Here is a 26,486-nt window from a genome sequence, read left to right as displayed (position 1 = left end):
TTAATCCAAACAGAATCAAACCAAATCGTAAAACTAATTTATTTTTATAGTAAAATGAGCTTTTACTCATGAATGATGTGTTATGACGCTGACTCAACTTGAAATCTTTTCAAAGCTGGCAGAATTAAGAAATTTTACCTATACCGCGCAGCAACTGAATATTTCACAGTCTGCAATTTCACATGCACTCAAAGCATTGGAAAAGAAATGGGAAACTCAGCTGTTTTATCGAAATAACAATGAAGTGGAGTTAACTACTGCAGGGCAACGCTTACTACCTTATGTGAATGAAATTTTGAACGTTTCTAGCATTATCCATCAAGAAGTGATGGATCTCAAAGGTCTAAAAACTGGAATCTTAAGGATTGGATCTTTTGGTGCATCATCTTCCAATGTGCTTATTCCGCTTATTTTAAAGCAGTTTGCGCAACAATATCCTGATGTAGAAGTATTACTCATGGAAGGTACTGATAAAGAGGTCATGCAATGGATAGATGAACGCAAAGTTGATCTTGGTTTTGTGGTGTTGCCTGAACCGCGTTTTGATAGCTTTGCTGTGTTGGAGGATATTTTTGTTGCTTTATTGCCAGCGGATTTAGAGATTGCACAAAAGCCTGCAGTGCAATTACAAGAGCTGATTGAGTATCCTTTTATCTTGACCAGTGCGGGTAGTCAAAACCATGTCATGCAACTGTTTAAGACTGCGCAACTCACGCCACAGATTAAATATAACTTGTCGCAAATTTTGTCGATTTTAAATATGGTGAATCACAGTGCTGGCGTTTCAATTGTGGCTGACTTAGCCCTAGACAAAAATATTCTACAGTTGTACCCCAATGTGGTAAAACGACCATTATCTCCCAATATCAAACGCTCAATTGGTTTGGCGGTAAAAAATAATCAGCAGATGACACCACTTGCAAAAGCCTTTGTTGAGATTGCGATGCAGCTCTAATTCTTGATAAATATCGAAAAATCGGGTTAATTGTTCATAAATAGGCTAGAAAAACAGACAAAAGTTATCAATTACACAAAATACTTCTATAATAGCGTCCATCATTACTAAGGTCAGTGTTTAGATACCGTGACGAGATGACCTTAGCCACACTTTTTTAAGTCTATTGCTTATCCACGATTCGGCTTATAGTTCAATATTTTCAATCTTATGTGCTTGCAACACGTAAGAATATTTAGGTGCACGCATGGAAATCAAGGTTAATTATCTCGACAATCTTCGACAAGAAGCGAAGTTTGATGACTTTACGGTAATCGCCGATCAGCCGATTCGTTACAAAGGCGATGGTTCTGCACCCGGCCCATTCGATTATTTCCTTGCGTCATCTGCATTATGTGCAGCTTACTTTGTCAAAGTGTATTGTGCTGCACGTGATATTCCAACCGATAACATTCGTTTATCACAAAACAATATCGTTGATCCTGAAAATCGCTATAAACAGATTTTTAAAATTCAAGTGGAATTACCTGCTGATATTTCTGAAAAAGACCGTCAAGGCATTTTACGTTCAATTGACCGCTGTACGGTTAAAAAAGTAATCCAAACGGGTCCAGAATTTATCATTGAAGAAGTTGAAAGTATTGATGCTGATGCACAAGCTTTGTTGATGCCGAGCTTGGCTTCTGAAAGCAGCACCTATATTGCGGGTAAAGATCTGCCATTAGAACAGACCATTGCCAATATGTCAGGAATTCTAGCTGGTTTAGGCATGAAGATTGAAATTGCATCTTGGCGCAATATCGTACCAAATGTCTGGTCGTTGCATATCCGAGATGCACAATCACCAATGTGCTTTACCAATGGTAAAGGCTCTACCAAAGAAAGTGCTTTAGCTTCGGCTTTAGGGGAGTTTATTGAGCGTTTAAACTGTAACTTCTTCTATAACGACCAATTCTGGGGTGAGGACATTGCCAATGCAGAATTTGTACATTATCCAGATGAGAAGTGGTTTAAACCGGGTCCAAATGGCGAATTACCCAAAGAAATTTTGGATGAATATTGTCTCGAAATTTATAACTCAGATGATGAATTACTGGGTACGCATTTATACGATACCAACTCAGGTAATACGGAACGTGGTATTTGTTCATTGCCCTTTGTACGTCAATCCGATGATGAAATTGTCTATTTCCCATCAAACCTGATTGAGAACTTATATCTCAGTAACGGGATGAGTGCAGGCAATACCTTGGCAGAAGCGCAGGTTCAATGCCTATCTGAAATTTTTGAACGCGCGGTTAAACGTGAAATTTTGGAAGGTGAAATTGCATTACCAGACGTACCACAAGAGGTATTGGCAAAATACCCAAGTATTGTGGCAGGTATCCAAGGCTTGGAAGAGCAAGGTTTCCCTGTACTGGTTAAAGATGCATCGTTAGGCGGTCAATTCCCAGTGATGTGTGTGACTTTAATGAACCCACGTACAGGCGGCGTATTTGCCTCATTTGGTGCGCACCCAAGTTTGGAAGTAGCATTAGAGCGTAGTTTGACTGAATTGTTGCAAGGCCGTAGTTTTGAAGGTTTAAACGATTTACCGCAACCGACATTCCAAAGCAATGCAGTCACTGAACCAAACAACTTTGTTGAACACTTCATTGATTCAAGTGGTTTGGTCTCTTGGCGTTTCTTTAGCGCCAAATCGGATTATGATTTTGTCGAGTGGGACTTCACCAATGAAGGTGAAAACTCAAATGCTGAAGAAGCCGCAGCATTGTTCGGCATCCTTGAAGAAATGGGCAAAGAAGTCTACATGGCAGTATATGAGCATTTAGGTGCAACCGCATGTCGTATCTTGGTGCCTGATTATTCTGAAATTTATCTGGTTGAAGACCTGATTTGGGATAATACCAATCGAGCGATCTTATTCCGTGAAGATATTCTCAATTTACATTGTTTAGATGAAGAGCAACTGGAAGCTTTGGTTGAGCGTTTAGAAGAATGTGAACTGGACGATTACACCGAAATCACCACCTTGATCGGGATTGAGTTTGATGACAATACGGTATGGGGACAATTAACCCTGCTTGAATTAAAACTGTTGATCTATCTTGCTTTAGAGCAGTTTGAAGAAGCGAAAGAATTGGTTGAGACTTTCTTGCAATACAATACCAACACGGTAGAACGTGGTTTGTTCTATCAATGCATGAATGTGGTGCTGGAAGTCTTACTCGATGATGAAATGGAGCTTGAAGACTACCAAACCAATTTCCGCCGTATGTTTGGCAATGAGCGTATGGATGCTGTAGTGGGTTCTGTTGAAGGCACGGTTCGTTTCTATGGTCTCACCCCAACCAGTATGAAACTGGAAGGGCTTGATCGTCATTTACGTTTAATTGATAGCTATAAGAAATTGCATAAAGCACGTGCGAAAGCGGTTGGCTTAAATGGCTAAAACACAATAAATATTGTTTTAAAAAGTGCATGTTGATCATGCACTTTTTTTATTTAGAGCCGATAAAACTTTGTTTTTTAGCCACTCAAAATTTTAGTAAATGGATAGCTTGACCTTGCAATTATTGGAAGGACTACAGTGTCTTTCATAAAGGTAACTGTGCCACATGAAATAGAAACTCTCATCTATTGAGGGTGTCACTTCCTTTATTTTCATCCATATAGCATGTCAATCACATCTGAAATGAATGTGATGCTGCTGAATAGAAAGGAAACAATAATGAGTGAACAACAATCGGCAATAACGCCTAACCAAAATGATTCAAGTGATATTTATAGTCTCTCTACGCGTGCTTATATGGAACTAAAGAGCCGTATGCAGGTTGATATGCAAATCAATTACACAGGCAATGCCGACATCGATTTTATGCGTGGAATGATTCCACATCATCAAGTCATCGTGGATATGGCCAAGGTCGCCTTGAAATATGGTTTTGACCCAGAAATTCGAATGCTGGCAAAAAATATTATTTTGGCACAAGATATTGAAATTAAAGTGATCAATGCTTGGTTAACAAGGCATCTATTATAAAGCTTTCGATCTTATTCCTGATTTGATAGTTCCATCAGTAAGAGGTTGAATCACAACAGTCTTTTATTGATTACAGTTTTTCGTAATTAGATAGAAAGAAAGGTAGCAATTATGCCTAAGATAACCGTTCTCCCACATGAAAAAGTCTGTCCAGAAGGGGCTATTGTTGAAATAGAACCTGGCGCAAACCTCTGTAGAAGCTTACTTGATCATGGGATTAACATTGAACATGCTTGTGACCTATCAGGCGCCTGTACCACCTGCCATGTGATTGTAAGCAAAGGCTTTGAAAATTTACAGGAAATTGGGGATATAGAAGCTGATCTATTGGATCGGGCGTGGGGCTTGAGTCCAGAATCAAGACTCTGTTGTCAGGTGAATATTCAGGATCAGTCTTTAGAAATCGAGATTCCTAAATACACCGTCAACTATGTGTCAGAAAAGAAAAAGTGATCACCTGAAAATAGTATTTATTTTAATGTGTAAAAGGCTTGACCTTACCATTATGGTAACCTTTATAGTGTGTATATCTTCTTAAATAACCGAATGGAGTTTTACGATGGAATTTCATGTTGAAAATATGACCTGTGGTGGCTGTGCACGTGGCGTAACCCGTGCAATCCAAGCGGTAGACGCCAATGCAAAAGTGATTACTGATCCACCTAACCGCAGTGTTAAAGTTGAAACTACAGCCTCACAGCAACAAGTAGTTGAGGCTTTATCAGAAGCCGGTTTTCCACCACGTTAATCTGTTGATGAATACAAAGCGGCTGATATAGCCGCTTTTTTGTATCCATGGAATGGATAAAAAATAAAAGGCGATCATAAGATCGCCTTTTATGCTGTTCTACTTGCGCCCAGTGAGTGGGGATAGCGAGAGCAAATCATTATGATGATGGATGTCCTTCATTTCATGACTTGGCTCTTTTAAGCCTTCCAGAATCGGACAGTCGGGGCGATTGTCACCCGCACAGCAATCGACCAAGTTCTGGAGTGTTTGTGCCATTTGCTCTAGGTCTTGAATACGTTGTTCTAGCTTATGGATATGTGCTTGTGCCAATTGCTTTACATCAGCGCTATGTCTGTTGCGATTATTCCATAGGTCGAGTAAATCAGTAATTTCTATAACTGAGAATCCTAACTCACGACTACGTTTGATAAATTTTAAACGTTCCACATCATTGTCAGAATAAGAGCGGTAGCCTGCATTACTGCGACCCGCTGCTGGAATTAAACCAATCTGCTCGTAATAACGAATCATTTTGGTGGTTACACCTGAAGCTTGAGACACTTTACCAATATTCATAAGATCCTCCATTAGCCTCTAGCTACAGATGGCGGTTGGAAACGGCGTAAACGTAAGGCATTACCCAGTACAAACACACTTGAAAGTGCCATTGCCGCTGCGGCAAAAATCGGCGACATTAAGATGCCATACGCTGGGTACAACACACCCGCAGCCACAGGGATCAATAAGGTGTTATAAGCGAAGGCCCAGAACAAGTTTTGATGAATATTGCCAATGGTTGCTTTAGAGAGGGCAATTGCATTGGCAACGCCTTGCAAGTTCCCAGACATCAGTACGACATCCGCAGATTCAATTGCAACATCTGTACCTGTTCCAATCGCAAGACCCACATCGGCTTGAGCCAATGCTGGTGCATCATTAATACCGTCACCCACAAAGGCAATATTGCCATATTTTGCTTTCAATTCCTGTACGGCATTGACTTTACCCTCAGGTAGAACTTCGGCAATCACTTCATCAATCCCGAGTTGTTTGGCAATCGCATGTGCGGTACGCGCATTGTCACCGGTAATCATGGCGACTTTTAGACCCAGTTGATGTAGTGCTTGAATGGCAGTAGGAGTGGTGTCTTTGATTGGATCGGCAACTGCAATAATCCCTGCCAAAGTGCCATCAATCGCCACATAGAGCGGAGATTTACCTTCATCGCCCAAACGTTGTGCTGTATGGGAAAATGGCGTGATATCCAGTCCAAGTTCAGTCATATAACGGTCTGCACCAATATAGATGTTCTGGTTTTCATTTACAGTAGCATTGACACCCATACCCGTCACTGAATCAAAGCGATCAACTTTTGCGAGTGACAGACCTTCATTTTTAGCTGCATCGACAATCGCTTTGGCAATCGGATGTTCTGAAAGAGATTCAACAGCTGCAACTCGACTAAGCACCTCATTTCGCTCAAAGGCTGCTGTTACCTCGAAATCAGTGAGTACTGGATGACCTTCAGTTAAGGTACCTGTTTTATCCACCGCAACCACTTGGGCATCTTTTAACAACTGTAATGCTTCACCTTTACGGAATAGGATGCCAAGTTCTGCACCACGTCCAGTACCAACCATAATCGACGTTGGTGTTGCCAAGCCCATGGCACAGGGACAGGCAATAATCAACACAGCGACGGCATTGACCAGTGCAAAGGTTAATGCAGGAGAAGGACCAAAAATTAGCCAGACAAGGAAGGTGAGTAGTGCAGCAATCATTACCGCAGGTACAAACCATAAGGTCACTTTATCGACCACAGCTTGAATCGGCATTTTAGAGCCTTGCGCTTGCTCGACCAGACGAATGATCTGCGCCAGCATGGTATCGCCACCGACAGCAACTGCTTTAAAACTTAAAGTACCATTCTGGTTAATGGTTCCACCCACCACTTGGTTGCCGACGTTTTTCTCAACAGGAATCGGTTCACCAGTAATCATTGATTCATCGACAAAGCTTTGGCCTTCAATCACTTCACCATCAACAGGAATTCTTTCACCCGGCTTTACAATCACGAAATCGCCCGCAAGCACTTGATCGATCGGAATATCGACCACCTGATTATCACGAGAAACATGGGCAACTTTTGCTTGTAGGCTGACTAAACGCTGAATGGCTTCTGATGTTCGACCTTTAGCCTTGGCTTCAAGAAAGCGACCGAGCAAGATTAAAGCCACAATCACAGCGGCGGCTTCGTAATAGACATTTACCGTTCCAGCGGGAAGCAAATTTGGTGTAAAAGTCGCAACCAAAGAAAATAGGTAGGCTGCTAATGTGCCGACTGCGACCAAAGAGTTCATATCAGGCGCTAAACGGAATAAAGCAGGGAGACCTTTGCTATAAAAACGGCGACCCGGAATAATCAGGACCAAGCTGGTTAAAATGAATTGGAGATACCAACTATTTTGCATACCGATGGTTTGTTCAATCAGATGATGAACACCTGGTATTAGATGAGAGCCCATTTCCAAAATAAACACAGGCAATGCTAAAACTGTCGCAATAATCAAGTCTCGCTTAAGCTCAGCTCTTTCTTGATCTTTTTTCTCGAGTTGTTCGCTTTGATCTGGAATAGATGCTTGAATCTCTTTGGCATCGTAACCCGCTTTATCGATGGCTGCGATTAAGTTTTCCACGCTAGCTGTACCTGTTACGGTAGCGCGTTCTGTGGCTAAATTGACATTGGCTGTTTCTACGCCACTTACCGCATTCAGGGCTTTTTCAACACGACTAACACATGAAGCGCAGGTCATGCCTTCAATCGATAACTCGACCTTGCTGGCAGGGACGTCATAACCTGTTTGTTCAATCGCTTGAATCAGTATCTGTCGATCGACAAGTTTGGCAAGGGTAATATCTGCACGTTCTGTGGCTAAATTTACGGAGGCAGATTGGACGCCGTCAACTTTGTTGAGCGCAGTTTCAACTCGGCCGACACAACTGGCACAGGTCATACCTTCAACCTGCAGGCTGACTTTCATATTATTCGGCGATGTTTTTGTTTGCGTTTCCATAAGTTATACCTATAGAGATGATCTGATTGCTTTCAGCATAGACCTTGACATTATGGGAAGGTCAAGCAGATTTATCAACTTTTAGGCTGTTATTTATAAATGCGAAGAAAGAATTGTACTTTGAACAGGATTAAAACTGGTCCTATTCATCTATTTATTCTGAGCCATTATGTTTCTATCGGCTTTATAGGAAAAGATAGCAATCCATGGATTGACCCTTAGCTTGATCAGATACAAGTCAATCCATAGAAAAGCTTGATTTATTGTAAAAATTTCGCTTGTAAGGCAGTGGCTGTGGCAAATATCTTTTGATACCCCTGCGGCAGAATTCGTTGCAAGAGATCTACCGCTTTGGCATCTGCACCAATGAGGAGGCGACGTTTATTTTTGAGCACGGCGCTAAGAATCTGATTTGCTGCTTCATCAGCGGGTGTTCTTAAAATTTTGTCGAAAGCCTGCTGACTTTTCACAGGATCCATCCCTAACATTTCGACACTGTTATTAATCCGCGCAGCTTTAGCAATATTGGTCCGAATTCCACCTGGATGTATGCAGGTTGCACTCACACCTGAATCTTGTATATCGAGTTCTTGACGTAAAGACTCGGTAAAGCCGCGAACTGCAAATTTACTCGCGTTATAAGCACTTTGAGTGGGCTGCGCCGTCAGCCCAAACATACTTGAAATATTAATGACATGTCCATCACCACTTTGTTTTAGATAGGGTAAAAACTCTTTGGTGCCGTATACCACACCCCAAAAATTAATCCCAATCAACCATTCAAGATCTTCATAGCTAACGCCTTCAGCGGTGCTGCCGATGGCAACTCCCGCATTATTAAAGATCAGATTGACTTGCTGATGCTGTTCAACCACGCTTTTAGCCCAATTTGCCATGTCTTGACGATTGGCGACATCAAGCACTTGTATTGTAATTTTGACTGGATATGACTTTAATAAAGTTTGGGTTTTGGCCAGACCGAACTCATTTACATCCGATAAAGCCAGATGGCAGCCTTGTTTTGCCAATGCAATTGCTAGTGCTTGACCAATTCCTGAACCTGCGCCTGTAATGGCTGCAACTTTGTTATTGAATGATTTCATTTAAACCGCCATTTGTTTTTCTAAAGCTTGTATCTGAACAGTCGTCGGTGAGGATTTTGCAATTTGAGTATAATTTTCCAGATCAAAACGACGCGTGCGCTGACGATATTCCAATGTGAAACCCGGCCAATTATTGGTATTTTTCCCTGTCGCGGTTTGATACCAACTGGTGCAACCTTGAGACCACATGGTTGATTTCATTCTTTCTTGGATCTCCTGATTAAACTGGGTCTGGATTTCAGTTTTTATATCTGCAAAACATAAATTATTCTGAATATGTACTTGAATTGCATCTAGAATATAGTTCACCTGACTTTCAATCATATACACGATTGAGTTATGCCCAAGATTGGTATTTGGGCCATACAGCATGAAGAAATTAGGAAAGCTACTCACGGTTAAGCCTAAATAAGCTTCTGCACCATCTCCCCATTGTTGTTTGAGGGTCTTGCCATTGAGTCCAGTAATTTGCATCGGTGCCATAAACTCAGTTGCAGCAAAACCTGTTCCATAAATAATGGCATCGACTTCACGTGCTTTCCCATCTTTATCGATAATACCTGTTTCAGTGACTTGCTGAATTGCGGTATTGATCACCTCGACATTGGGGCGAACCAGACTTCGATACCAATGATTAGAAATCAGAATACGTTTACAACCAATCGGGTAGTCGGGCATCAGACGGTGGCGAAAATGAGGATCCTTGATTTCTTCACGGATATGCCGCTGAAAAATATATTCCGCCAAAGGAATTTCATTCAGCGTTGCAGTAAAGCTCTTAAGGCGAATTTCGTTATAACTATATTGAAAGACGCGATCAAGACTTTGTAGAATCGGTAGTTTTTGGAAAACTTTTCGTTCCAATTTTGAATAAATACGGTCTGGCTTGGGAATGACATAAGGTGCGGAACGCTGATAGATATCTAGATGAGCAACTTGTTTGGCAATTTCAGGCACAAACTGAATCGCACTGGCACCGGTACCAATCACAGCCACACGTTTATTATTTAAATCATAGTCATGATCCCAACGCGCTGAGTGAAAGCTTTTGCCTTTGAAACGATCCAGTCCTTTTATTTTAGGATAGGCTGGCCGATTGAGTTGACCAACGGCTGCAATCAGAAATTCTGCCTCGAATTTTTCTCCTGTTCGTGTTTGGATATGCCAAACACCTTGTGTTGCTTCAAAGTCCGCACTGACAATTTCAGTATTAAATTGGATATGCGGATAAAGCTGATATTTATCAGTGCAATGTTTTAAATATTGGTGAATTTCCTGTGATGAACCATAGCGATTTTTCCAGCCAAGCTCCTGTTCAAAAGAAAAAGAATATAGGTGAGAAGGGACATCACAGGCAGCGCCAGGATAAGTATTGTCACGCCAGACACCCCCGACATCATTCGCTTTTTCAAATAAGGTAAATTGTTCAAACCCAGCAAGTTTCAGCTGAATCGCCAAGCCTAAACCACCAAATCCTGTTCCAATAATGGCGATACGAATATTTTTATTTGAAGATAATTGTTGTTTCAACATAACTGACTCGAGAAAAAAAATCATGTATAGCTCGCAGAATAATCGTTTCATGCATTGATTTAGAGGATGGATGAGGACAAAATATTGTGATTAGCGGACATTGAGAAATATGCTTGAAGTACTTATGGACATATGAACGTAGTATCCACAGTGTTCGTCTCATGGCAGATTTTGCTTCTGAACTGGGCGTGAGTCATGCACAGATCCTCAAGGGAACAGGACTGGAACAGCAACAGTTGCTTGATCCAAATATGTTGGTAACTGGACAGCAAGAATTACAGCTTATCGGTAATTTAGTCGAAAAATTTGGACAGAGACCGTCCCTTGGCTTAGCCGTTGGCCAGCGTTACCACTTTACTGCCTTTGGCTGTTTAGGTTTAGGCTTGATTAGCAGTGCGAATATTCGTGAAGCACTCAACTTTGCTTTGGCTTATTTTCCTTTATCTTTTGCTTTTAGTCAGTTTCTCGTATCAGAACACCCAGAGACTGGTAATATTCAAATCGAAATTGTGGTTGATGAAAGGATTCCGCAAGTTTTATGGCAATTTATTATTGAGCGAGATGTTGCTGCCTTGATTACAGTTCAACAAGATCTGATTCGAGAGCATTTGTGCCAAAAAGTCGTATTTGCTTTTCAGCCTCATGCAGAAATTCAGTCTTATCGAGAGTTATTTGGGATTACACCCGAATTTGGTGGATCAAAAAACTTTGTTGTATTAAATGCCGAAAAAATAGATCAAAAGCTCAGTATGGCTAATGAGCTGGTGTTACATTCAGCTGAACAACAATGCCAACAAATATTGGACAAGCGGCAATCTCAAAAAAAATATACTGAGCAAGTTCAGCAAATCTTAATGAATAGTAGAGGGGAAATTCCTTCAATGGAAGAGGTTGCGAATCGTTTATGCCTAAACTCCCGAACCTTACGGCGTTATTTAGCTCACGAACAAACCACCTTTATTAAAATCAGGGAGGACATCCGAAAAATTCTGGCAGATTTATATTTGTCTTCAACCCAAACTTCGATTGAGCAAATCTCAGAATGGTTAGCTTATGCTGAACCCGCCAGTTTTATACATGCTTATAAACGTTGGTACGGCAAAACACCACATGCAAGCCGATTAAAAAATAAAGTGTAGAAAATAATGGCTCAGTGACATATAAAAGATAAAGGAAGACGAAAGGGAATAACTGTTCATCTTTATTCTAGAGTGGACAGGTGTCGGGAAGATAGAAAGGTAGCATGCTATGCTTTTGGAACACGATTTAAGTTCATCAGAATTTACGCTTTTATCTGAAATTATGTGGAAATTAGGTTCAGAAAAAGGTCAGGGAACTTTAAGGCAAAACATTCTGGCTGATATCGCGACTTTATTGCGCGCTGATTTTGCAGCATCTTATATTTGGGATGCAAAACAGCATTTATCCAAACAAGGCCTTATGTGGCGGATCGACCCTAAAGCGATTGTGGAATATGACCGTATTTGGCAGCACGATGACCCGATTACGTCTCGGCTGCGGGAACGGCAACAAGCAACTTTCGTTAATGAAATCATTTCTCTATCAGAACTAAAAAAAACGGATTATTACAATGAGTTTCTACGCCCTTATGGTCTGTATCATGGGGTAAATATCTATTTTGTTCGAGATGGGATAGATCTAGGTGATTTGCGTATTTGGCGTGCTCAAGATTCAGCGATGTTTAGTGAACGAGAAAAGAGAATTTTAAACTTGCTTGAACCTTATATGACCCAAGCCTTAGCGATAGGTTTATCAACTCAATACGGTTTGACCCAGCGGGAGGAAGAAGTGGTCATGTTGGTGTGCAAGGGATTGAGTGATAAACATGTTGCCAATTTACTGGATATTGGCTTCACTACCGTCAGGACGCATCTTAAAAGTGCCATGAAAAAAATAGGTTGTCATAACCGTACAGAAATGGCTGCATTGATGCATGCTTAATGATCTCCTCAATTTTGAGGATATTCAATAGATTTAAAACGGTACAAATTATAAAAATAATTACTTAAATGGATTTTAAGTCAAAATGTTAAATGTGAATGAAAAGGTAGATCAGGACCAAGAATTTCAACTGCATAGAGCGACAATCAAGGAAATAACAGCTTTGGTTCGTGATCGAAAAGTTTCTTGCGAACAGTTGGTAGACCATTATTTTGAAAAGATTGATGCACAACGGTCTTTAAATGCTTTTATCAGCCTTGATCAAGCGGCAGCGATTCAGCAGGCTCAGTTTTGGGATCAATCTATTGCGGAAGGGAAGCCTTGTCCTGCATTGATCGGCGTATTAATTGCAGTCAAAGATAATATTCATGTTGCAGGTTTCGCCAATACAGCGGGAACTCCTGCTTTAATAGGGTTCAGACCCAAAGCAACAGCACCTGTGATTCAAGTATTGATTGATCAGGGGGCGATTATTGTTGGGAAAGCCAATATGCATGAACTGGCGTTTGGGGTCACTGGCTACAATACTGCAATGCATATTGACGGGGTTGTTGGCACACGCAATGCAGTGAATCCTTTACATATTGCGGGTGGTTCTTCTTCAGGAAGTGCCGTTGCTGTTGCCGCAGGTATGGTGCCAATTGCAATCGGAACGGATACAGGAGCTTCTGTCAGATTACCCAGTGCACTGAATGGCTGTGTCGGTTTTCGTCCAACGCTAGGACGCTATGCTCAAGAGGGGATTACCCCCATTTCCCATACTCGTGATACCGCAGGCCCTATGGCACATTCAGTAGCAGACATTATGCTGATTGACCAAGTGATTACCCAGCAGAAGATACCGTTTACTATGTCTAAGCAGCGGATTAGACTTGGACTCTGTGCTTATTTTTGGGAAAATTTGGACCAAGATGTACAACTGCAAGCACATCAAGCACTACAGCTTTTAAAAAATGCTGGAATTGAAATCATCAGTGTAGACATGCCTGAGTTAGAGCAACTGAATCATCGTATTTCATTTCCTGTAGTGATCTACGAAGGCAAATATGATCTGATTGAATATTTAAAGAAACATGAAATCGGAATAGATCTAGATGCTATTGTGGAGCAAATTTCAAGCCCTGATGTGCAGCAACTATTCAAGCAACATATTCTGCCTGAATTGATTGTAGATCAAACAGGGCAGTCTGTAGCGGTCGAACCTTTATATCATGATGCGATTATACAGGCGCGCCCTCAATTGCTTGCGCTATATCAGAAAACTTTTCAAGATCATCGACTAGATGCCTTAGTTTTTCCAACCTCAGCCATGGTTGCGCCACTGGCAAATGAGCAAGTGAGTTCAGTTGAAAACTTTCAAGCACTTATTCGTAATACCGACCCAGGCAGTAATATTGGTTTACCAGGGCTAAGTTTGCCGATTGGTGTTGGAGAAAAATCAAAATTACCGATTGGATTGGAAATTGATGGTTTACCGCATACGGATCATGAAATATTGGCGATTGGGCAAGTATTAGAACAGATTTTTAGTGGTTTAAATCATCACTAAAATAACCTCGGTCTCAGTACAAAGCCCGTTTCATTGAGAATGGGCTTTGTTTGTTGTTTGAAATAAGCACCGATATCATTTTGATTAGATCGATAAGAACAAATGATACAAATTGAAATGGCAAATCCACAGGTGCAAATCTAGTATTAAGCATACTTTATAAAAACGGTTTAAATTTGTTTTATGTTTTTTAATAAATTTTTAGGTGTTTGTGTTTTAAGTAGCATGTTTGCAATCAGTGGCTGTCAAAAAAACGAGCCACATTCCAAAGAAAAAATAGAAGCTGTCAGTCAATCTGGTTTAAAACTGGATGCAGTACAGATGATGACGCATTTACAGGCTTTTGAACAAATTGCCAAACAGCATGGTGGCAATCGTGCTGTGGGTACGCAAGGTGGTTTGGCAAGTGCAGACTATATTTTAAATCAAGCCAAGCAAGCAGGTTTTAAAACAGAAATTCAGACTTTTGAAAATCGGGAAAAAACCAAAGGCCAAAATATTATTGTGGAGATTCCTGGTGAATCAACACAAAGCGTGATCTTGCTCGGTGCACATTATGATTCGGTCAAAATGGGGCCTGGCATCAATGACAATGCATCAGGCGTGGCCTTATTACTCGACTTGATGACACAATTATCGAGCCAAAAAATACAGCCGAAAAACACCATTTATTTGGCATTTTGGGACTCAGAAGAAGTCGGTATTGCGGGTTCTCAAGCGTATGTGGAGAAGCTGACTGCTGAACAATTAAAGTCGATTAAAGCTTATATCAATCTTGATATGGTCGGCACTAAAAATCCTGAAATACTGATTGCAGATGGAGATAAATCATCTGTGGATGAGATGGAAAAAATGTTAAAAGAGCGTGGCATGCAGGAACAGGACTATAAGCCCTTACTCGATGGTTTGCGTAGTCTACCGAGCCATGCCGGTGATTTAGCATTGGAAGAAACGCTTAAGGCGTTTTTTAAAGCAAAAAATCTCAAAATTAAAGAAGATGTTTCGACTTTAACTGCCAGTGATACAGCGCCGTTCTTAGGTAAAGTTCCAGTGACTGCTGTCATCTTGTTTAATGAGCAAATGAAAGGGGATGAACTTGAGTTCGCGCCGTGTTATCACAAAGCATGTGATACGATTGAGCAGGTTGATCCAAAGTCAATGCAATTGGCAGGTGATGCAGTTATTCATTTATTAACAGTCCTAGATAAATAATAAGATCGAATTGAGAGATCTTGTATATTTAATGAGTCAATTGTACGGTTAAGCCTTGCAATAGAAATGACGAAATTGTCATTTTCAGGTCATGCTGTTGTTGGACTGCCTGTTCTATCCTATAGGAAGTTAAGAGAGAATAGGTGAATAGAAATGAAAGCATTGGTTAAACTCATCTTTATCCTATCGTTTGCGACAACAGCGAGCTTAAGTTATGCAGATGGTGGTTTAATGTTCTTGGAAAAAAACCAAGAGCGTAATGCAACTGTACAAGGTGGCAATGGTCAAAATCAGGCAAACTAGGATTTAATTTTGTAAGAACCCTACAATTTCTCCCAAATTGTAGGGTTCTTTATATGTTGCAGTCATTCGACTTTAAAAATTATTCGAAAGACAATATTTTCTCCTTCGATAAATGCATCAATTTCCGCGCCGTGAATTTCGATAATCGACTTGGTAATGGCCAGCCCTAGACCTGTACCATCTTCAGCCTTGTGTCGTGATGAGTCCAGACGATAAAAGCGGTCAAAGAAACGAGAAAGTTGTAAAGGGCTTAAAGTCTGCATTTCAGCAGACACTTTGTTTTTAATCTGAATGATCGAGTGCTGATCATTTTGGCTGAGCCTGATTTCTAAAGTCGATTCTGACTCGCCATATTTAATTGCATTCGAGATTAAATTATTAAAGGCTCTACGAATCATCGCAGGTTCGGCCTGAATAGATGCCTGACCTGTTTGCTTGAGCTGTATCTGCTTTTCTGAGGCAAAGGCTTCAAAGTATTCAAACAGTACCCGCATTTCTTGCTTTAAATCGATTTCCTTTTTGTTTTTCAATGCGAGATTGTGATCCGATTTGGCAAGAAATAACATATCTGAAATCATTTTTGCCAGATGTTCATATTCTTCTAAGTTTGAAAATAATACATCTTGATATTGCTCAATGGTTCTTGGCTTGGTCAAGGAAACTTGGGTCTGCATCATGAGATTATTGATCGGCGTTCTGATTTCATGGGCCAAATCACTTGAGAATGCAGAAAGTTTATCGACTGAGATTTCTAAACGATTCAGCATGTCATTAAATGCAGTTGCTAATGGTGTGAGTTCAATTGGTATATTACTCAGATCAAGGCGGTTGGACAGATTATTTGCAGAAATGTTTTCTGACAGTTTTGCCATTTTCCGAATCGGGCCAAGACCTTGCCAAGTGGCTAACCAACCTAAAAACATCAGGCCAATCACACCGAGTAGACCAATCATCAGTAACTGCCGTTTAAAAGAGTGCAAGAAGTAGTAATTATCAGTCACTTCAATCGCAGCAATAATTTGCATGTTTTGATTACTTTGATCATAGCGAAGGTTTTTATTGATCATGATGCCTTGATAATTCTGATCCTTATTTTTCCAGTTAATCCATTGCCCATTTTTATTTTGAATCAATTGGCTCAGGTCCGCATGGTTATTCTTTTTATTATAAATGGTTTGGCCATTTGCTAGTTTGATCTGGATCACCAGATTATCGTGCCCAATCAAGGCTTCATCTAAACCATCTTTAAAGTTACTTGGTTTTTGTTGGAAGAGATTTTCGATCAGTTGAATTTTGCCTTCAATTTCTTTTTGGTTTTGTTGATAAAAATAATTGACCACATGTTGATTGACGAATATTCCCATGACGATCAAGATCAGCGTCGTGAATAAGGTAGATATAAAACTGATTCGAAAGCCAATCGAACGGAATAACTTATTTCTCATCTTCGATCTCTAGGACATAGCCCATGCCACGGATGTTTCTAATCAGTTTGGGGCTAAAATCGGTATCAATTTTATTTCTCAATCGACGAATTGCGACTTCGACCACGTTAGTATCACTATCAAAATTGATATCCCAAACCAGTGCAGCAATCAGTGATTTAGGTAAGACTTCACCTTGACGGCGCATAAATAGTTCTAATAATGAAAACTCTTTGGCAGTCAGGTCAATCCGTTGTCCAGAACGCACCACACGCCGTTTAATCAAATCAAGATGTAAATCTGCAACGGCATAGAAGGTTTGCTCTTCTTTAATTTGCCCACGTTTTAATAGAGTTTTAATCCGAGCGAGTAATTCAGCAAAGGCAAAGGGTTTAATCAGGAAATCATCTGCACCGAGTTCCAAGCCTTTGACACGATCTTCGATCTGATCTTTTGCAGTAAGAAACAGCACTGGGAGAAAAGTATTTACTTTGCGAATTTCCGTGAGGATTTTCCAGCCATCCAGTTTCGGCAGCATCACATCCAAAATAATCAGGTCATATTGTTCTGTCACAGCAAGATGTAAACCTGAGATACCATCCTGACTCCAATCCGTCACATAACCAGCTTCGGTTAAGCCTTTTTGCAGATAGTCACCCGTTTTTTGTTCATCTTCAACTAGAAGTATTCGCATGCTTTCATCGAGCCCAAAGTTTTATCGTGTCATTTTAGCGTCAAAGATAATCAGATTTTTATAAATGACAAAATTGTAATATTGCGGTCAGCTTCCTGACGTTATTGATGCTGAGCTAGTTTTAAGAAAGCCACTTCGAAATTTTTTGCTTTATCCAATAGTCTAGACTGAAATATCGACCACCGCCCAATACGATCAGAGCCAATAACATGATCATATAAGTAACAGCAAACTCGATTCCGTTATTCAGAATCACAAAAGAGCCGCTGGATGTTAGCCAGTCATAATGACCATAGTTTTCTAGAATTCCCCGAGCTGCTTCCAGCTTTTCAGCAGAGGCGAGTACTTGTTGATTGGCAAAGGGTGCATTGGGATCGGCAATCGCTTGCCAGCCGTTTGGCAGGTGTACAGTGACGATCGCCACCAACATGGTAACGATCAATGGAATACTAATCCAACGTGTTAACAGACCGAGCGTTAAAAGCACAGCCCCAGCAAGTTCAGCCGATGTTGCCAGTGCTGCCATGATATGCGGAAAGGGTAAACCCAAGCCCCAATCGCTATTACCAAACCATTGCACCGTATCTTGAAAATGCATCAGTTTATTTGTACCTGCCATCCAAAATATAGGGACTAAATAGCAACGTAAGGCAAGCGCCGCAATGCCATCCGCATGTTTGAGTGCTGAGCAAATGTTTTGATATTGCTGAGTAAGAGTATATAAAAAGTTCTTCATGATAATTTCACACCGAATAGGATTGAATGATCATTAGTCGGGTGAGGATTCCGTTTCTTACATAAATTTTTTTTATTTGCACTGTAATAAATCGAGATTTACGCCGTCTAACTTTATGTACCTATGTACAAACCGAGAATTTACCTTAAAAGGAATAGAAAAATGAGCAAACTTAATTCAATGACTTCAGTTGCAGCGTTACTAGCATTATCAGTCGCTGGTGTAACCCAAGTGACTATTGCAGCAACGACAACGACTACAGAGGCCCATGCAAGCAAAGCTGCTGATGGAAAGTGCGGTGAAGCGAAATGTGGCGCCAATAAAGTAAAACAACAGCAAAAGTCTGCTGAAGCCAAATGTGGTGCTGCAAAAAAAACTGCGGATGCCAAGTGTGGCGCAGCCAAGAAAGCAGCTGATGCAAAATGCGGCGCGGATAAAAAAGTGGCTGACGGCAAGTGTGGTGCCAAATAAGCCATTCAATCATGGGGGATGTCGGTCTAAAGCTTAGACCGACATTATTTCAATAAAAGGAGTGTATGCATGGCTGAATTGTTAGGTGTAGGTCTTGGGCTAAGGCGTGAATTTATTGATGAATTTATAAATGCTGAGAAACATCCCGATTTTATCGAAGTGGCTCCTGAAAACTGGATGGGTTTTGCGGGTCGGCATGCCAAACTTTTAGCCCAATGTGTAGAGAAAGCGCCTTTAATCTGTCATGGACTGTCTTTATCCATTGGTGGGCCGCATCCTCTTAATTATGAATTTATCCAACAAGTTAAAAATTTTCTACAACGTTATCAAGTACCGATTTATTCAGAACATTTAAGTTATACCCATGATGGTGGTTATTTATATGATTTATTACCGATTCCGATGACACAAGCAGCGGTTAAATATGTAGCTGAACGAATTTTACGTGTGCAAGATATTTTAGGGCAGCGACTGGTGATCGAAAATGTCTCCACCTATTTAATGCCCAATGCAGAAATGCGTGAAGCTGAATTTGTACGTGAAGTACTGCTCAAAGCAGACTGTGAATTACTACTGGATGTGAATAATGTCTATGTGAATAGCGTGAATCATGGCAGTGATGCTTATGCATTTATTGACGCAATGCCGAAAGAGCGAATTCGTTATTTACATATTGCGGGACATCAACAAGTTGAACAAAACCTGTTGATCGACACCCATGGTACTGAAATTAGTGATCCAGTTTGGCAACTCCTTCGATATACCTATCAGGTTTGTGGAGTTAAACCCACCTTACTGGAACGAGACTTTAATATTCCATCCTGGCAACAGTTACAAGATGAATTGACCAGTATCAAAAATATGCAGCAGGAGGGTCGTGATGAAGGCAAAGCCAATATCCTTTCATACCACGCAGCGACAGTTTTGTGACTGGATTCGTGATCCTGAATTAGAGCTACCACAAAACTTTTCAGCGCAGCGTATGCAGGTCTATCGTGATTTGCTATTTAATAATGTTGGTTCATTTATCAACTTGGTATTTCCTGTTGCACGTAGTATGTTGACGGAGCCGAAATGGCAACCGTTATTAGCAGAATTTTTTCAGAAATCACAGTGCCAATCACCGTTATACAATGATATTTCTTTACAGTTTCGAGAATACTTAAGCACCCAGCAACATCCTGCACTGCAAGAATTCCCTTGGTTGGCAGAGTTATTACAATATGAATGGCTTGAACTCTATTTAGATACGGTAGAAATCGAAATGCCGATTCTGACAGAAGATCAAGACTGGCAATTGACTACCCAAGTATGGATATTGGCCTATCAATATCCTGTTTATCGCTGGACAACAACCATGAAGCTTGAACAGGTTGAACAAGCGCCAAGCGCTATTCTGGTATGGCGGGATGATCTTGATCAGGTCTGTGTTGAGGTCGTGTCACCTTTATACGCTGCGATGATCGAATTGATCCAACAGAATAGAGGAATTGAACAAGCGCTACAGCAATTGATTAAATCAGTACTTCCTGATTTTGATGAAGAGGAGGTGCAACTACAAATCTATGGGTTAAAAGCATTCTTAACTCGGTTAAGATTAATTCACGTTCCTCATAATAATGATGAGATACAGGGATGAATTCAGCTTCAGCACCAGATCATGATGATCTACTTCATCAGTTGCACAATCCTGCTTTTTTACAAGATTTAAGACAGCAAATGATTAAATTTGCTGTCTTGCAGCTTGCTTCATTGCCGCAGGCGGAAGATGTGGTTCAGGAAGCACTGACCAGTGCCTTTCAACATCTAGATTCATTTACAGGACGGGCGGCTTTTAAAACTTGGGTGTTTGCGATTCTTAAAAATAAGATTATTGATTTGATTCGGCAGAAATCTCGTTTAGTCAGTATGAGTGAACTCTTTAACGATGAAGAAAGTGAACTCAGTATAGAGGCCTTATTTGATGCTTCAGGGCATTGGCATAAATATGAAGCGCCACAAGCTTGGCTAAGCCCAGAAGAGATGATGGAGCAACAAGATTTCTGGATAATCTTTGATGCTTGTCTCAATCATCTACCTGCTAAATATGCGCAGGTATTTATGCTGCGTGAAATGATTGAGCTGAGTAGCACTGAAATTTGTGAGAAACTTGAACTGACAGTTTCACATTTTAATGTACTGATGTATCGCAGCCGAACACGGTTACGTGAATGTTTAGAAAATAAATGGTTATTGCAGGAGGATTGTTCATGTTGACATGCCGCCAAGCCACCCAATTATTATCCGAAAAGCAGGATAGGTCATTATTACGACTTGAGCAGATGCATCTACAGCTACATGTATTGGCTTGTCGTTCCTGCCGCCGTTATGGCAAACAAATCAAGAGTTTAAGCCAACTTGCAAAAGCGTTTAGGCAGGTTGATCAAAAATAGATTGCTTGTGTCATGTTCTCCAAACAAAAAAAGGAAATCATCGGATTTCCTTTTTTTGTGATCAGCATCTAAGACTTATAGTTTGGCTTGACGTTGCGCGATGTATTTTTCGTTAAAAAAACCACCCAATGGAATAAATGCAAGAATAAATAATCTAAGTAACTCGATGCTTGACCAAACCGATGCGGTGCGCACTAAGTTCCAAAGATAGAATAAAAAAGCCAATCCATGAATAGGTCCCATGATTTTGGTCGCTATCGGTAAATCAAATGCGTACTTTAAGGGAATTGCCACAACAAATAACAACAATAAAGTCACGGCCTCGAGTACAGAGGCAAATCGCAGTTGTTGCAATTTTTTTGTCATCACGCTCATCACTTAGCTCCAGGAGATTAATAAATGAATCAAAAATTAACGCAGCATATCATCTTTAAGCACTATCGCATTGATATTGTTGGTAACGATTCTTATTTGATAAGCATTATAAAAGGGGGATAAAAGCATGTTCTGAAAACCGAAGCTTTTCGATAGTTTTAAAAATTCACAGTCATATACAATCTTTTAGGAATTAAAACTGAATTTAAAAATACTAAGCTATTAATATTTATATTATTTATAAATTTTAATTATTCAATAAGCTAATATTTTTTATCAAGCAAGTATAGTGAATAGAGTTTTTATGCAACTTGTTGCATAAAAACTTTTATCCCGATATGATTGAATGAATTTAAAGAAAAGCGAAATGCTTATTATTTCTAAAACTGGCCGTATCTATTTGAAATAAAAAGTATCTAAAGGATAAAAGTGATGTCAAAAATTCCAGAATTAATGCAAAACCTGAGACTCCCTGTAATTGGTTCGCCGCTATTTATTATTAGCACGCCTAAGCTGGTTCTCGCTCAATGTAAAGCGGGTGTGATCGGTTCGATGCCGGCATTGAATGCACGACCTGCCGAAAAACTAGAAGAATGGCTGAAAGAAATTACCGAAGGAATTGCTGAACATAATGCCTTACATCCAGAGCGACCAGCGGCACCTTTTGCAATTAACCAGATCGTGCATAAAAGTAATAATCGTCTTGAACATGACATGGAACTGATCGTCAAATACAAAGTGCCGATTGTGATTACGTCTTTAGGCGCACGAACTGAGATCAATGATGCTACCCACAGTTATGGCGGTGTGGTTTTACATGACGTCATTAATAATACCTTTGCCAAGAAAGCGATTGAAAAAGGGGCGGACGGCTTGATTGCGGTTGCAGCAGGTGCAGGTGGCCATGCAGGTGTGAAGAGTCCATTTCCATTAATTCAGGAAATCCGCGAATGGTTCGATGGACCGCTGGCTTTATCGGGTGCGATCTCTACAGGTGATGCGGTTCTTGCTGCACAGGCAATGGGAGCAGACTTTGCTTATATCGGTTCAGCATTTATTGCCACCCATGAAGCCAATGCCGAAGATACCTATAAGCAGGCCATTGTCGATCATAATTCAGATGAGATCGTGTATTCCAACTTATTTACCGGCGTGCATGGTAACTATCTTGCACCAAGTATTCGTGCGGCGGGGCTTGATCCAGCCAATCTACCTGAAGGTAATCTGAAAGATATGGATTTCAGTACACCGAATGAAGATGGTACACAGCACAAGGTCAAACCTTGGCGTGATATTTGGGGATGTGGACAAGGGCTAAATGCAATTAAAGCCACGACTTCAGTCGAGGAACTCGTGAATCGTCTTGAAAGAGAATATCTTGCAGCAAGAAAACGTCTCATGCTTTAAGTTTTAAAATCAGGCCTTAATTTCTAAGGCCTGAGATGCTTTATTACACTAATTTTTTAACGATGAGTGCTAACTTACCCACATGCTCACCTTGTTGTAACAGGGTATGCGCTTGTTGTGCATCTTCCAGATCAAAAGCTCGGTATAACAATGGCTTCAGTTGCCCTTTAGCAATTAAAGGCCAAACTTTGTCTTGCAGGGCAGTCATAACCTGAGCTTTGGCTTCTGGCGTCTGAGAACGTAAGGTTGCGCCTGTATGGGTCAGACGTTTTGCCAGCATCGGAAAGATATTCAGATTTTGTGCTAGTCCTTTCAGTACACCAATTTGTAAAATAGTGCCATTCATGGCCGCAACTTCATAATTTTTTTGAATATAATCGCCTGCAATAATATCCAGTACAAAGTCGACACCTTTGCCATCTGTATGCTTTTTAACTTCTTCAACAAAATCTTGTTGTTTGTAGTTAATCGCAACATCCGCGCCAATCTCAATACTGGCTTGTTGATGTGCCAGACTTGAAACCGTAGTAAAAATTTGGGCCGCACCAAAAGCACGGGTCAGCATAGTTGCCGTTGTCCCAATACCAGAGGTACCCCCATGAATCAGAATAGAGCTATTTGGACGGAATTTGGCATGCTGAAATAAATGCGACCAAACCGTCATAAAGGTTTCCAACAAAATAGCACCTTCAACTAAGCTGAGGCCATCTGGAATAAACAGGACGTTGTCTTGATGCGCAACCACATATTCCGCATAGCCACCGCCTTGAACCAAAGCACAAACTTCATCACCGACTTTAAATTTAGTCACCGATTGACCGACGTGTTTTACAATTCCAGAAACTTCTAGTCCTGGAATGTCGGTGACACCAGTGGGAGGGGCGTATAAGCCCTGACGTTGCATGACATCTGGGCCATTAATCCCAGCAGCGACGACTTCAATTAAGATACCCTCATTGCTTAATTCGGGGATTGGCCGCTCACTGAGAGTGATTACTTCAGGCCCACCAGCACCATTAAAGGTAATACATTTCATTGATTGAGTTCCTGAGTATTCATCATGTATGGGGCAGGATGAATACTTTTTGTTTTAAAACTTAGGGATTTGAATAGAACATTCGCTTATAGAACGTTTTAAATCTGTTCAAATTTAAGCCCTGCGTGCTTTGTTAAACGTTGAATGAATCGATCATCAAACATGGTTGCAGGTGTCCAAAAGCCACCTTGAGGCGTAGATTTTTCGCCATCTTTGGCATGGTCAATGGCAAGACTCAGCGCTGCTTGTCCCAACATCTTTCCTGTAGAGCCGTAACCGGGATCGCGGTCGCCAGTCACTTTAATTTTCAGGCTTTGTCCTGCATCTGTTTTACCGACAAAACGTAGGTCAAATCGGCCAGTGCGTTGTTGTTCTGGAGTAGGGCCTTCTCCTGGCTTTGGTAATAGATAACGTTCCATCACTTGGCTAATCGGTTTACTGACCGCAGCGAGCATAAACGCAGCTAAACCAGAAACAACGGCTAAAGCTTTTAAGCGTCCTTTTAGCCCCTCACCAGTCAACATGGCTTCGTTATAGCTAAAGTTGTTGCCATAAGCATTGCCAGATAAGGCATTTGAGCGATGTACCACACGTTCATTGACTGCTGCCATCACAAAAGGTGCAATCCATGCATTAAAATCAGGGTCAAATTTGGCTGTTTTGATATAAATTTGTCTTTGGGTATTGCCATGATCTACAGGGCAAAGAATATAGGGATTGAGCAGATCTTTACGTAAGGCAGGATCAGCAGCGGCTTCTTGAACAACATTGATCAAGCTTGCCACTGTGCCACCCGATGCACCACCTTTTAAGGTTTTGACTCGCATGCTGACTTGGGTCGCAGCTGCATTAAACTGTTGCTGTGCTTGTTGTTGTAAATAATAGACTCCCATGTCGGATGGAACTGAGTCAAAACCACAGCAATGCACAATACGCGCACCTGATTGCTGGGCTTGTGCTTCATATTGAGTGATCATTTGTTTAATCCACTGGGTTTCTCCAGTCAGATCACAATAATCTGTCCCATTGTTTACACAAGCTTGAACCAATGGTTCACCGTATAAAGCATATGGGCCAACTGTTGAGACCACCACACGTGTTTGTGCACAAAGCGCATCGAGTTCGGTTTGATTGTTGGCATCGGCAACCAAGATCGGAATAGCTTGTCCTGCTGTGCCTAAAGCATCTTTTACGTGTTGTAGTTTTTGCTGTGAACGTCCTGCAATTGCCCAATTCAGCTGTTCTTTGTGGTCAGCAAAGTATTCTGCCAGATATCTGGTGAGGATTTGTCCAACAAAGCTGGTGGCGCCGAAGACCACAAGATCATATTTTGTTTGGTTCATGATTTATTTTCCATTGATTGTTTGATCGTTTGAATTTTTAAAGTGCTTGCGGTAAATGTAGCGCAACTTGAGCGTCATGAATCACATCTAAACGAAGAATTTTCGATGCACCAAGTTCATCCAATAACTGGCTTAAAGGTCCACCATGACGAACCCAATTCACTTTTCTTGGGAATAAGGTTTGTGCAAAAGAGAGGATATTTGATTGCACGCGTGTTTGATGCCATTTGTGGTCGACCAAATGTAGCATTGTGGCTTCACTGGTTCGTGTCTCCGACTGCACTTGCTGTAAAGTTGGCGTTGCTGCGCTGAGGCTTAAATCAATTTTTCCTTCCGTATCCATCAAATTGGCATTCACCTCAATCGGGTTGATGTCGACATTAATTTCAGTCAGCCACTTGGGCAACTGATAGCCATAAACGCCGCGTACCCGCGCTATCTCTGTATCAACTGGTAGGGCTAAAACATGAGCATAGAAATGTCGTTGCCGAATCGAGTTGATCAGTTCCAGTGCATGTGGGCCACGTGCATCGGGTTGGCGCACTACAATTGCGACTGAGACTTCGTTATATGGGTCGTTATCACAAACGGAATAAGTAAAGAAAGTGAGCGCAACCAGTCCATAACCCGGAAAAGCCTGTAGCGGTTCTAAAGGAACAGGCAGTTTTTTCTTGAGTTGTTTAAGCGGTGCGAGCATTAGAACCTGCACATTAGCGCTACGATAATAAAAATTGGGTGCCCAAACTGGGCCAACTCTGGATTCAAGCAATTTTTTCGGAATCTTACGGAAGAAATCAATATTCCCCACAGCAGGGTCTTGAGCGACTTGGTCTAAATCGGGATGCATGCGAAAGCGATCATAGTAACCACCTTTCGGTACTTTGACTTTTTGCTGTCCAAATTCAACTTCAGTAAATTGCTGATGACTATTCATATTTAACCTATATTGACCCAATCCATCCAGTCTTATGCCAAGACCTGCACATTGATTGCTTGAGAATCACTATAAGATTAAAGTCAACTTTAATGTCAAGCAGCTAAATTTAATATTTGATAAGTAAAAAGCCGGTTCGTTGAAACAATGTAAAGAAAACAAGTACTGAA

At 40.9% G+C, this 26,486-nt stretch carries 27 protein-coding genes; 16 read left to right on the top strand and 11 right to left on the bottom strand.

Going from position 1 to position 26,486, the window contains the following annotated elements; translation table 11 throughout:
- Positions 1–82: 82 nt before the first annotated feature.
- The 5 genes from F957_RS13305 to F957_RS13325 all read left to right on the top strand — a co-directional run bounded on the left by F957_RS13305 (position 83) and on the right by F957_RS13325 (position 4,746).
- Positions 83–955 carry a LysR family transcriptional regulator gene (locus tag F957_RS13305; protein ID WP_016540062.1) on the top strand — a complete coding sequence of 291 codons (873 nt, stop codon included), beginning with the start codon at positions 83–85 and terminating at the stop codon, positions 953–955.
- Between the two features lie 247 nt (positions 956–1,202).
- Complete coding sequence (locus tag F957_RS13310; protein WP_016540063.1) at positions 1,203–3,407, top strand: OsmC domain/YcaO domain-containing protein; 2,205 nt, start codon at positions 1,203–1,205, stop codon at positions 3,405–3,407.
- 279 nt (positions 3,408–3,686) lie between these two features.
- Positions 3,687–3,998, top strand: coding sequence for a CopM family metallochaperone (gene copM, locus F957_RS13315; protein WP_016540064.1), 312 nt, complete (start codon positions 3,687–3,689; stop codon positions 3,996–3,998).
- Positions 3,999–4,109: 111 nt separating this feature from the next.
- Positions 4,110–4,451 carry an ISC system 2Fe-2S type ferredoxin gene (gene fdx / locus F957_RS13320; RefSeq protein WP_016540065.1) on the top strand — a complete coding sequence of 114 codons (342 nt, stop codon included), beginning with the start codon at positions 4,110–4,112 and terminating at the stop codon, positions 4,449–4,451.
- 106 nt (positions 4,452–4,557) lie between these two features.
- The gene (locus F957_RS13325; RefSeq protein WP_004653564.1) at positions 4,558–4,746 is read left to right on the top strand and encodes a heavy-metal-associated domain-containing protein; all 189 of its coding nucleotides are present in this window, start codon (positions 4,558–4,560) and stop codon (positions 4,744–4,746) included.
- Between the two features lie 99 nt (positions 4,747–4,845).
- On the opposite strand, the gene cueR is transcribed toward F957_RS13325, so the two are convergent.
- From cueR to F957_RS13345, 4 genes are all read right to left on the bottom strand, one after another.
- Positions 4,846–5,304: a Cu(I)-responsive transcriptional regulator gene (gene cueR / locus F957_RS13330; protein WP_016540066.1), complete on the bottom strand. Its 459-nt coding sequence runs from the start codon at positions 5,302–5,304 to the stop codon at positions 4,846–4,848.
- An 11-nt stretch (positions 5,305–5,315) separates the two neighbouring features.
- Positions 5,316–7,802 carry a heavy metal translocating P-type ATPase gene (locus tag F957_RS13335; protein WP_016540067.1) on the bottom strand — a complete coding sequence of 829 codons (2,487 nt, stop codon included), beginning with the start codon at positions 7,800–7,802 and terminating at the stop codon, positions 5,316–5,318.
- A gap of 260 nt (positions 7,803–8,062) precedes the next feature.
- A complete protein-coding gene (locus F957_RS13340) occupies positions 8,063–8,905 on the bottom strand; it encodes an SDR family NAD(P)-dependent oxidoreductase (protein ID WP_016540068.1) in 843 nt (280 codons plus the stop codon).
- Positions 8,906–10,438 carry a flavin-containing monooxygenase gene (locus F957_RS13345; RefSeq protein WP_016540069.1) on the bottom strand — a complete coding sequence of 511 codons (1,533 nt, stop codon included), beginning with the start codon at positions 10,436–10,438 and terminating at the stop codon, positions 8,906–8,908.
- 113 nt (positions 10,439–10,551) lie between these two features.
- Here F957_RS13345 and F957_RS13350 point away from each other — a divergent pair, with 113 nt between their 5' ends.
- The 5 genes from F957_RS13350 (at position 10,552) to F957_RS21610 (ending at position 15,464) form a co-directional block, all read left to right on the top strand.
- Positions 10,552–11,577 carry an AraC family transcriptional regulator gene (locus F957_RS13350; RefSeq protein WP_032860364.1) on the top strand — a complete coding sequence of 342 codons (1,026 nt, stop codon included), beginning with the start codon at positions 10,552–10,554 and terminating at the stop codon, positions 11,575–11,577.
- Positions 11,578–11,686: 109 nt separating this feature from the next.
- Positions 11,687–12,400, top strand: a complete 714-nt coding sequence (locus F957_RS13355) for a response regulator transcription factor (RefSeq protein WP_016540071.1) — start codon at positions 11,687–11,689, stop codon at positions 12,398–12,400.
- Between the two features lie 85 nt (positions 12,401–12,485).
- Entirely contained in the window at positions 12,486–13,949 is a 1,464-nt protein-coding gene (iaaH, locus tag F957_RS13360) for an indoleacetamide hydrolase (RefSeq protein WP_016540072.1), read from the top strand.
- A 183-nt stretch (positions 13,950–14,132) separates the two neighbouring features.
- Complete coding sequence (locus F957_RS13365) at positions 14,133–15,161, top strand: M20/M25/M40 family metallo-hydrolase (protein ID WP_016540073.1); 1,029 nt, start codon at positions 14,133–14,135, stop codon at positions 15,159–15,161.
- A 153-nt stretch (positions 15,162–15,314) separates the two neighbouring features.
- On the top strand, positions 15,315–15,464 hold the full coding sequence (locus tag F957_RS21610) for a hypothetical protein (protein WP_016540074.1): 150 nt from the start codon (positions 15,315–15,317) through the stop codon (positions 15,462–15,464).
- Positions 15,465–15,526: 62 nt separating this feature from the next.
- On the opposite strand, the gene F957_RS13370 is transcribed toward F957_RS21610, so the two are convergent.
- The 3 genes from F957_RS13370 to F957_RS13380 form a co-directional block, all read right to left on the bottom strand.
- Positions 15,527–16,909 carry a heavy metal sensor histidine kinase gene (locus F957_RS13370; RefSeq protein WP_016660260.1) on the bottom strand — a complete coding sequence of 461 codons (1,383 nt, stop codon included), beginning with the start codon at positions 16,907–16,909 and terminating at the stop codon, positions 15,527–15,529.
- Positions 16,899–17,582, bottom strand: coding sequence for a heavy metal response regulator transcription factor (locus F957_RS13375; RefSeq protein WP_004653555.1), 684 nt, complete (start codon positions 17,580–17,582; stop codon positions 16,899–16,901). The genes F957_RS13370 and F957_RS13375 overlap by 11 nt, the downstream gene beginning before the upstream one ends.
- A gap of 121 nt (positions 17,583–17,703) precedes the next feature.
- A complete protein-coding gene (locus F957_RS13380) occupies positions 17,704–18,318 on the bottom strand; it encodes an HvfX family Cu-binding RiPP maturation protein (protein WP_016540076.1) in 615 nt (204 codons plus the stop codon).
- Positions 18,319–18,480: 162 nt separating this feature from the next.
- Between F957_RS13380 and F957_RS13385 the strand changes: the two genes are divergently transcribed.
- From F957_RS13385 to F957_RS13405, 5 genes are all read left to right on the top strand, one after another.
- Positions 18,481–18,789: an HvfA family oxazolone/thioamide-modified RiPP metallophore gene (locus tag F957_RS13385; protein ID WP_016540077.1), complete on the top strand. Its 309-nt coding sequence runs from the start codon at positions 18,481–18,483 to the stop codon at positions 18,787–18,789.
- A gap of 69 nt (positions 18,790–18,858) precedes the next feature.
- On the top strand, positions 18,859–19,719 hold the full coding sequence (locus F957_RS13390) for an HvfB family MNIO-type RiPP peptide maturase (protein WP_016540078.1): 861 nt from the start codon (positions 18,859–18,861) through the stop codon (positions 19,717–19,719).
- A complete protein-coding gene (locus F957_RS13395; RefSeq protein WP_016540079.1) occupies positions 19,670–20,428 on the top strand; it encodes an HvfC family RiPP maturation protein in 759 nt (252 codons plus the stop codon). The genes F957_RS13390 and F957_RS13395 overlap by 50 nt, the downstream gene beginning before the upstream one ends.
- Positions 20,425–21,045, top strand: a complete 621-nt coding sequence (locus F957_RS13400) for an RNA polymerase factor sigma-70 (protein WP_016540080.1) — start codon at positions 20,425–20,427, stop codon at positions 21,043–21,045. Before F957_RS13395 ends, F957_RS13400 begins: the two co-directional genes overlap by 4 nt.
- Entirely contained in the window at positions 21,039–21,221 is a 183-nt protein-coding gene (locus tag F957_RS13405; protein WP_016540081.1) for an anti-sigma factor family protein, read from the top strand. Before F957_RS13400 ends, F957_RS13405 begins: the two co-directional genes overlap by 7 nt.
- 75 nt (positions 21,222–21,296) lie before the next feature.
- On the opposite strand, the gene F957_RS13410 is transcribed toward F957_RS13405, so the two are convergent.
- Positions 21,297–21,596, bottom strand: coding sequence for a DUF3817 domain-containing protein (locus F957_RS13410; protein WP_016540082.1), 300 nt, complete (start codon positions 21,594–21,596; stop codon positions 21,297–21,299).
- 432 nt (positions 21,597–22,028) lie between these two features.
- On the opposite strand from F957_RS13410, the gene F957_RS13415 reads away from it, so the two are divergent.
- Positions 22,029–23,003 carry an NAD(P)H-dependent flavin oxidoreductase gene (locus F957_RS13415; protein ID WP_016540083.1) on the top strand — a complete coding sequence of 325 codons (975 nt, stop codon included), beginning with the start codon at positions 22,029–22,031 and terminating at the stop codon, positions 23,001–23,003.
- Positions 23,004–23,046: 43 nt separating this feature from the next.
- Here F957_RS13415 and F957_RS13420 read toward each other — a convergent pair whose 3' ends face one another.
- From F957_RS13420 to F957_RS13430, 3 genes are all read right to left on the bottom strand, one after another.
- Positions 23,047–24,039, bottom strand: a complete 993-nt coding sequence (locus tag F957_RS13420) for an NAD(P)H-quinone oxidoreductase (protein WP_016540084.1) — start codon at positions 24,037–24,039, stop codon at positions 23,047–23,049.
- A 98-nt stretch (positions 24,040–24,137) separates the two neighbouring features.
- On the bottom strand, positions 24,138–25,382 hold the full coding sequence (locus tag F957_RS13425; RefSeq protein WP_016540085.1) for a saccharopine dehydrogenase family protein: 1,245 nt from the start codon (positions 25,380–25,382) through the stop codon (positions 24,138–24,140).
- Positions 25,383–25,419: 37 nt separating this feature from the next.
- Positions 25,420–26,316: a hypothetical protein gene (locus F957_RS13430; RefSeq protein WP_016540086.1), complete on the bottom strand. Its 897-nt coding sequence runs from the start codon at positions 26,314–26,316 to the stop codon at positions 25,420–25,422.
- Positions 26,317–26,486: the final 170 nt, after the last annotated feature.

This window comes from Acinetobacter gyllenbergii CIP 110306 = MTCC 11365 (assembly GCF_000413855.1).
Lineage (GTDB): Bacteria > Pseudomonadota > Gammaproteobacteria > Pseudomonadales > Moraxellaceae > Acinetobacter > Acinetobacter gyllenbergii.
The sequence above is the reverse complement of the archived record's forward strand: the minus strand, read 5'-3'. Positions and strand labels throughout refer to the sequence as shown.

Excerpts from the sequence above, each read along its gene's own strand:
- F957_RS13305 (WP_016540062.1), top strand. The coding sequence starts at position 83 with ATGACGCTGACTCAACTTGAAATCTTTTCAAAGCTGGCAGAATTAAGA.
- F957_RS13310 (WP_016540063.1), top strand. The coding sequence starts at position 1,203 with ATGGAAATCAAGGTTAATTATCTCGACAATCTTCGACAAGAAGCGAAG.
- copM (WP_016540064.1), top strand. The coding sequence starts at position 3,687 with ATGAGTGAACAACAATCGGCAATAACGCCTAACCAAAATGATTCAAGT.
- fdx (WP_016540065.1), top strand. The coding sequence starts at position 4,110 with ATGCCTAAGATAACCGTTCTCCCACATGAAAAAGTCTGTCCAGAAGGG.
- F957_RS13325 (WP_004653564.1), top strand. The coding sequence starts at position 4,558 with ATGGAATTTCATGTTGAAAATATGACCTGTGGTGGCTGTGCACGTGGC.
- cueR (WP_016540066.1), bottom strand. The coding sequence starts at position 5,304 with ATGAATATTGGTAAAGTGTCTCAAGCTTCAGGTGTAACCACCAAAATG.
- F957_RS13335 (WP_016540067.1), bottom strand. The coding sequence starts at position 7,802 with ATGGAAACGCAAACAAAAACATCGCCGAATAATATGAAAGTCAGCCTG.
- F957_RS13340 (WP_016540068.1), bottom strand. The coding sequence starts at position 8,905 with ATGAAATCATTCAATAACAAAGTTGCAGCCATTACAGGCGCAGGTTCA.
- F957_RS13345 (WP_016540069.1), bottom strand. The coding sequence starts at position 10,438 with ATGTTGAAACAACAATTATCTTCAAATAAAAATATTCGTATCGCCATT.
- F957_RS13355 (WP_016540071.1), top strand. The coding sequence starts at position 11,687 with ATGCTTTTGGAACACGATTTAAGTTCATCAGAATTTACGCTTTTATCT.
- iaaH (WP_016540072.1), top strand. The coding sequence starts at position 12,486 with ATGTTAAATGTGAATGAAAAGGTAGATCAGGACCAAGAATTTCAACTG.
- F957_RS13365 (WP_016540073.1), top strand. The coding sequence starts at position 14,133 with ATGTTTTTTAATAAATTTTTAGGTGTTTGTGTTTTAAGTAGCATGTTT.
- F957_RS21610 (WP_016540074.1), top strand. The coding sequence starts at position 15,315 with ATGAAAGCATTGGTTAAACTCATCTTTATCCTATCGTTTGCGACAACA.
- F957_RS13370 (WP_016660260.1), bottom strand. The coding sequence starts at position 16,909 with ATGAGAAATAAGTTATTCCGTTCGATTGGCTTTCGAATCAGTTTTATA.
- F957_RS13375 (WP_004653555.1), bottom strand. The coding sequence starts at position 17,582 with ATGCGAATACTTCTAGTTGAAGATGAACAAAAAACGGGTGACTATCTG.
- F957_RS13380 (WP_016540076.1), bottom strand. The coding sequence starts at position 18,318 with ATGAAGAACTTTTTATATACTCTTACTCAGCAATATCAAAACATTTGC.
- F957_RS13385 (WP_016540077.1), top strand. The coding sequence starts at position 18,481 with ATGAGCAAACTTAATTCAATGACTTCAGTTGCAGCGTTACTAGCATTA.
- F957_RS13390 (WP_016540078.1), top strand. The coding sequence starts at position 18,859 with ATGGCTGAATTGTTAGGTGTAGGTCTTGGGCTAAGGCGTGAATTTATT.
- F957_RS13395 (WP_016540079.1), top strand. The coding sequence starts at position 19,670 with ATGAAGGCAAAGCCAATATCCTTTCATACCACGCAGCGACAGTTTTGT.
- F957_RS13400 (WP_016540080.1), top strand. The coding sequence starts at position 20,425 with ATGAATTCAGCTTCAGCACCAGATCATGATGATCTACTTCATCAGTTG.
- F957_RS13405 (WP_016540081.1), top strand. The coding sequence starts at position 21,039 with ATGTTGACATGCCGCCAAGCCACCCAATTATTATCCGAAAAGCAGGAT.
- F957_RS13410 (WP_016540082.1), bottom strand. The coding sequence starts at position 21,596 with ATGAGCGTGATGACAAAAAAATTGCAACAACTGCGATTTGCCTCTGTA.
- F957_RS13415 (WP_016540083.1), top strand. The coding sequence starts at position 22,029 with ATGTCAAAAATTCCAGAATTAATGCAAAACCTGAGACTCCCTGTAATT.
- F957_RS13420 (WP_016540084.1), bottom strand. The coding sequence starts at position 24,039 with ATGAAATGTATTACCTTTAATGGTGCTGGTGGGCCTGAAGTAATCACT.
- F957_RS13425 (WP_016540085.1), bottom strand. The coding sequence starts at position 25,382 with ATGAACCAAACAAAATATGATCTTGTGGTCTTCGGCGCCACCAGCTTT.
- F957_RS13430 (WP_016540086.1), bottom strand. The coding sequence starts at position 26,316 with ATGAATAGTCATCAGCAATTTACTGAAGTTGAATTTGGACAGCAAAAA.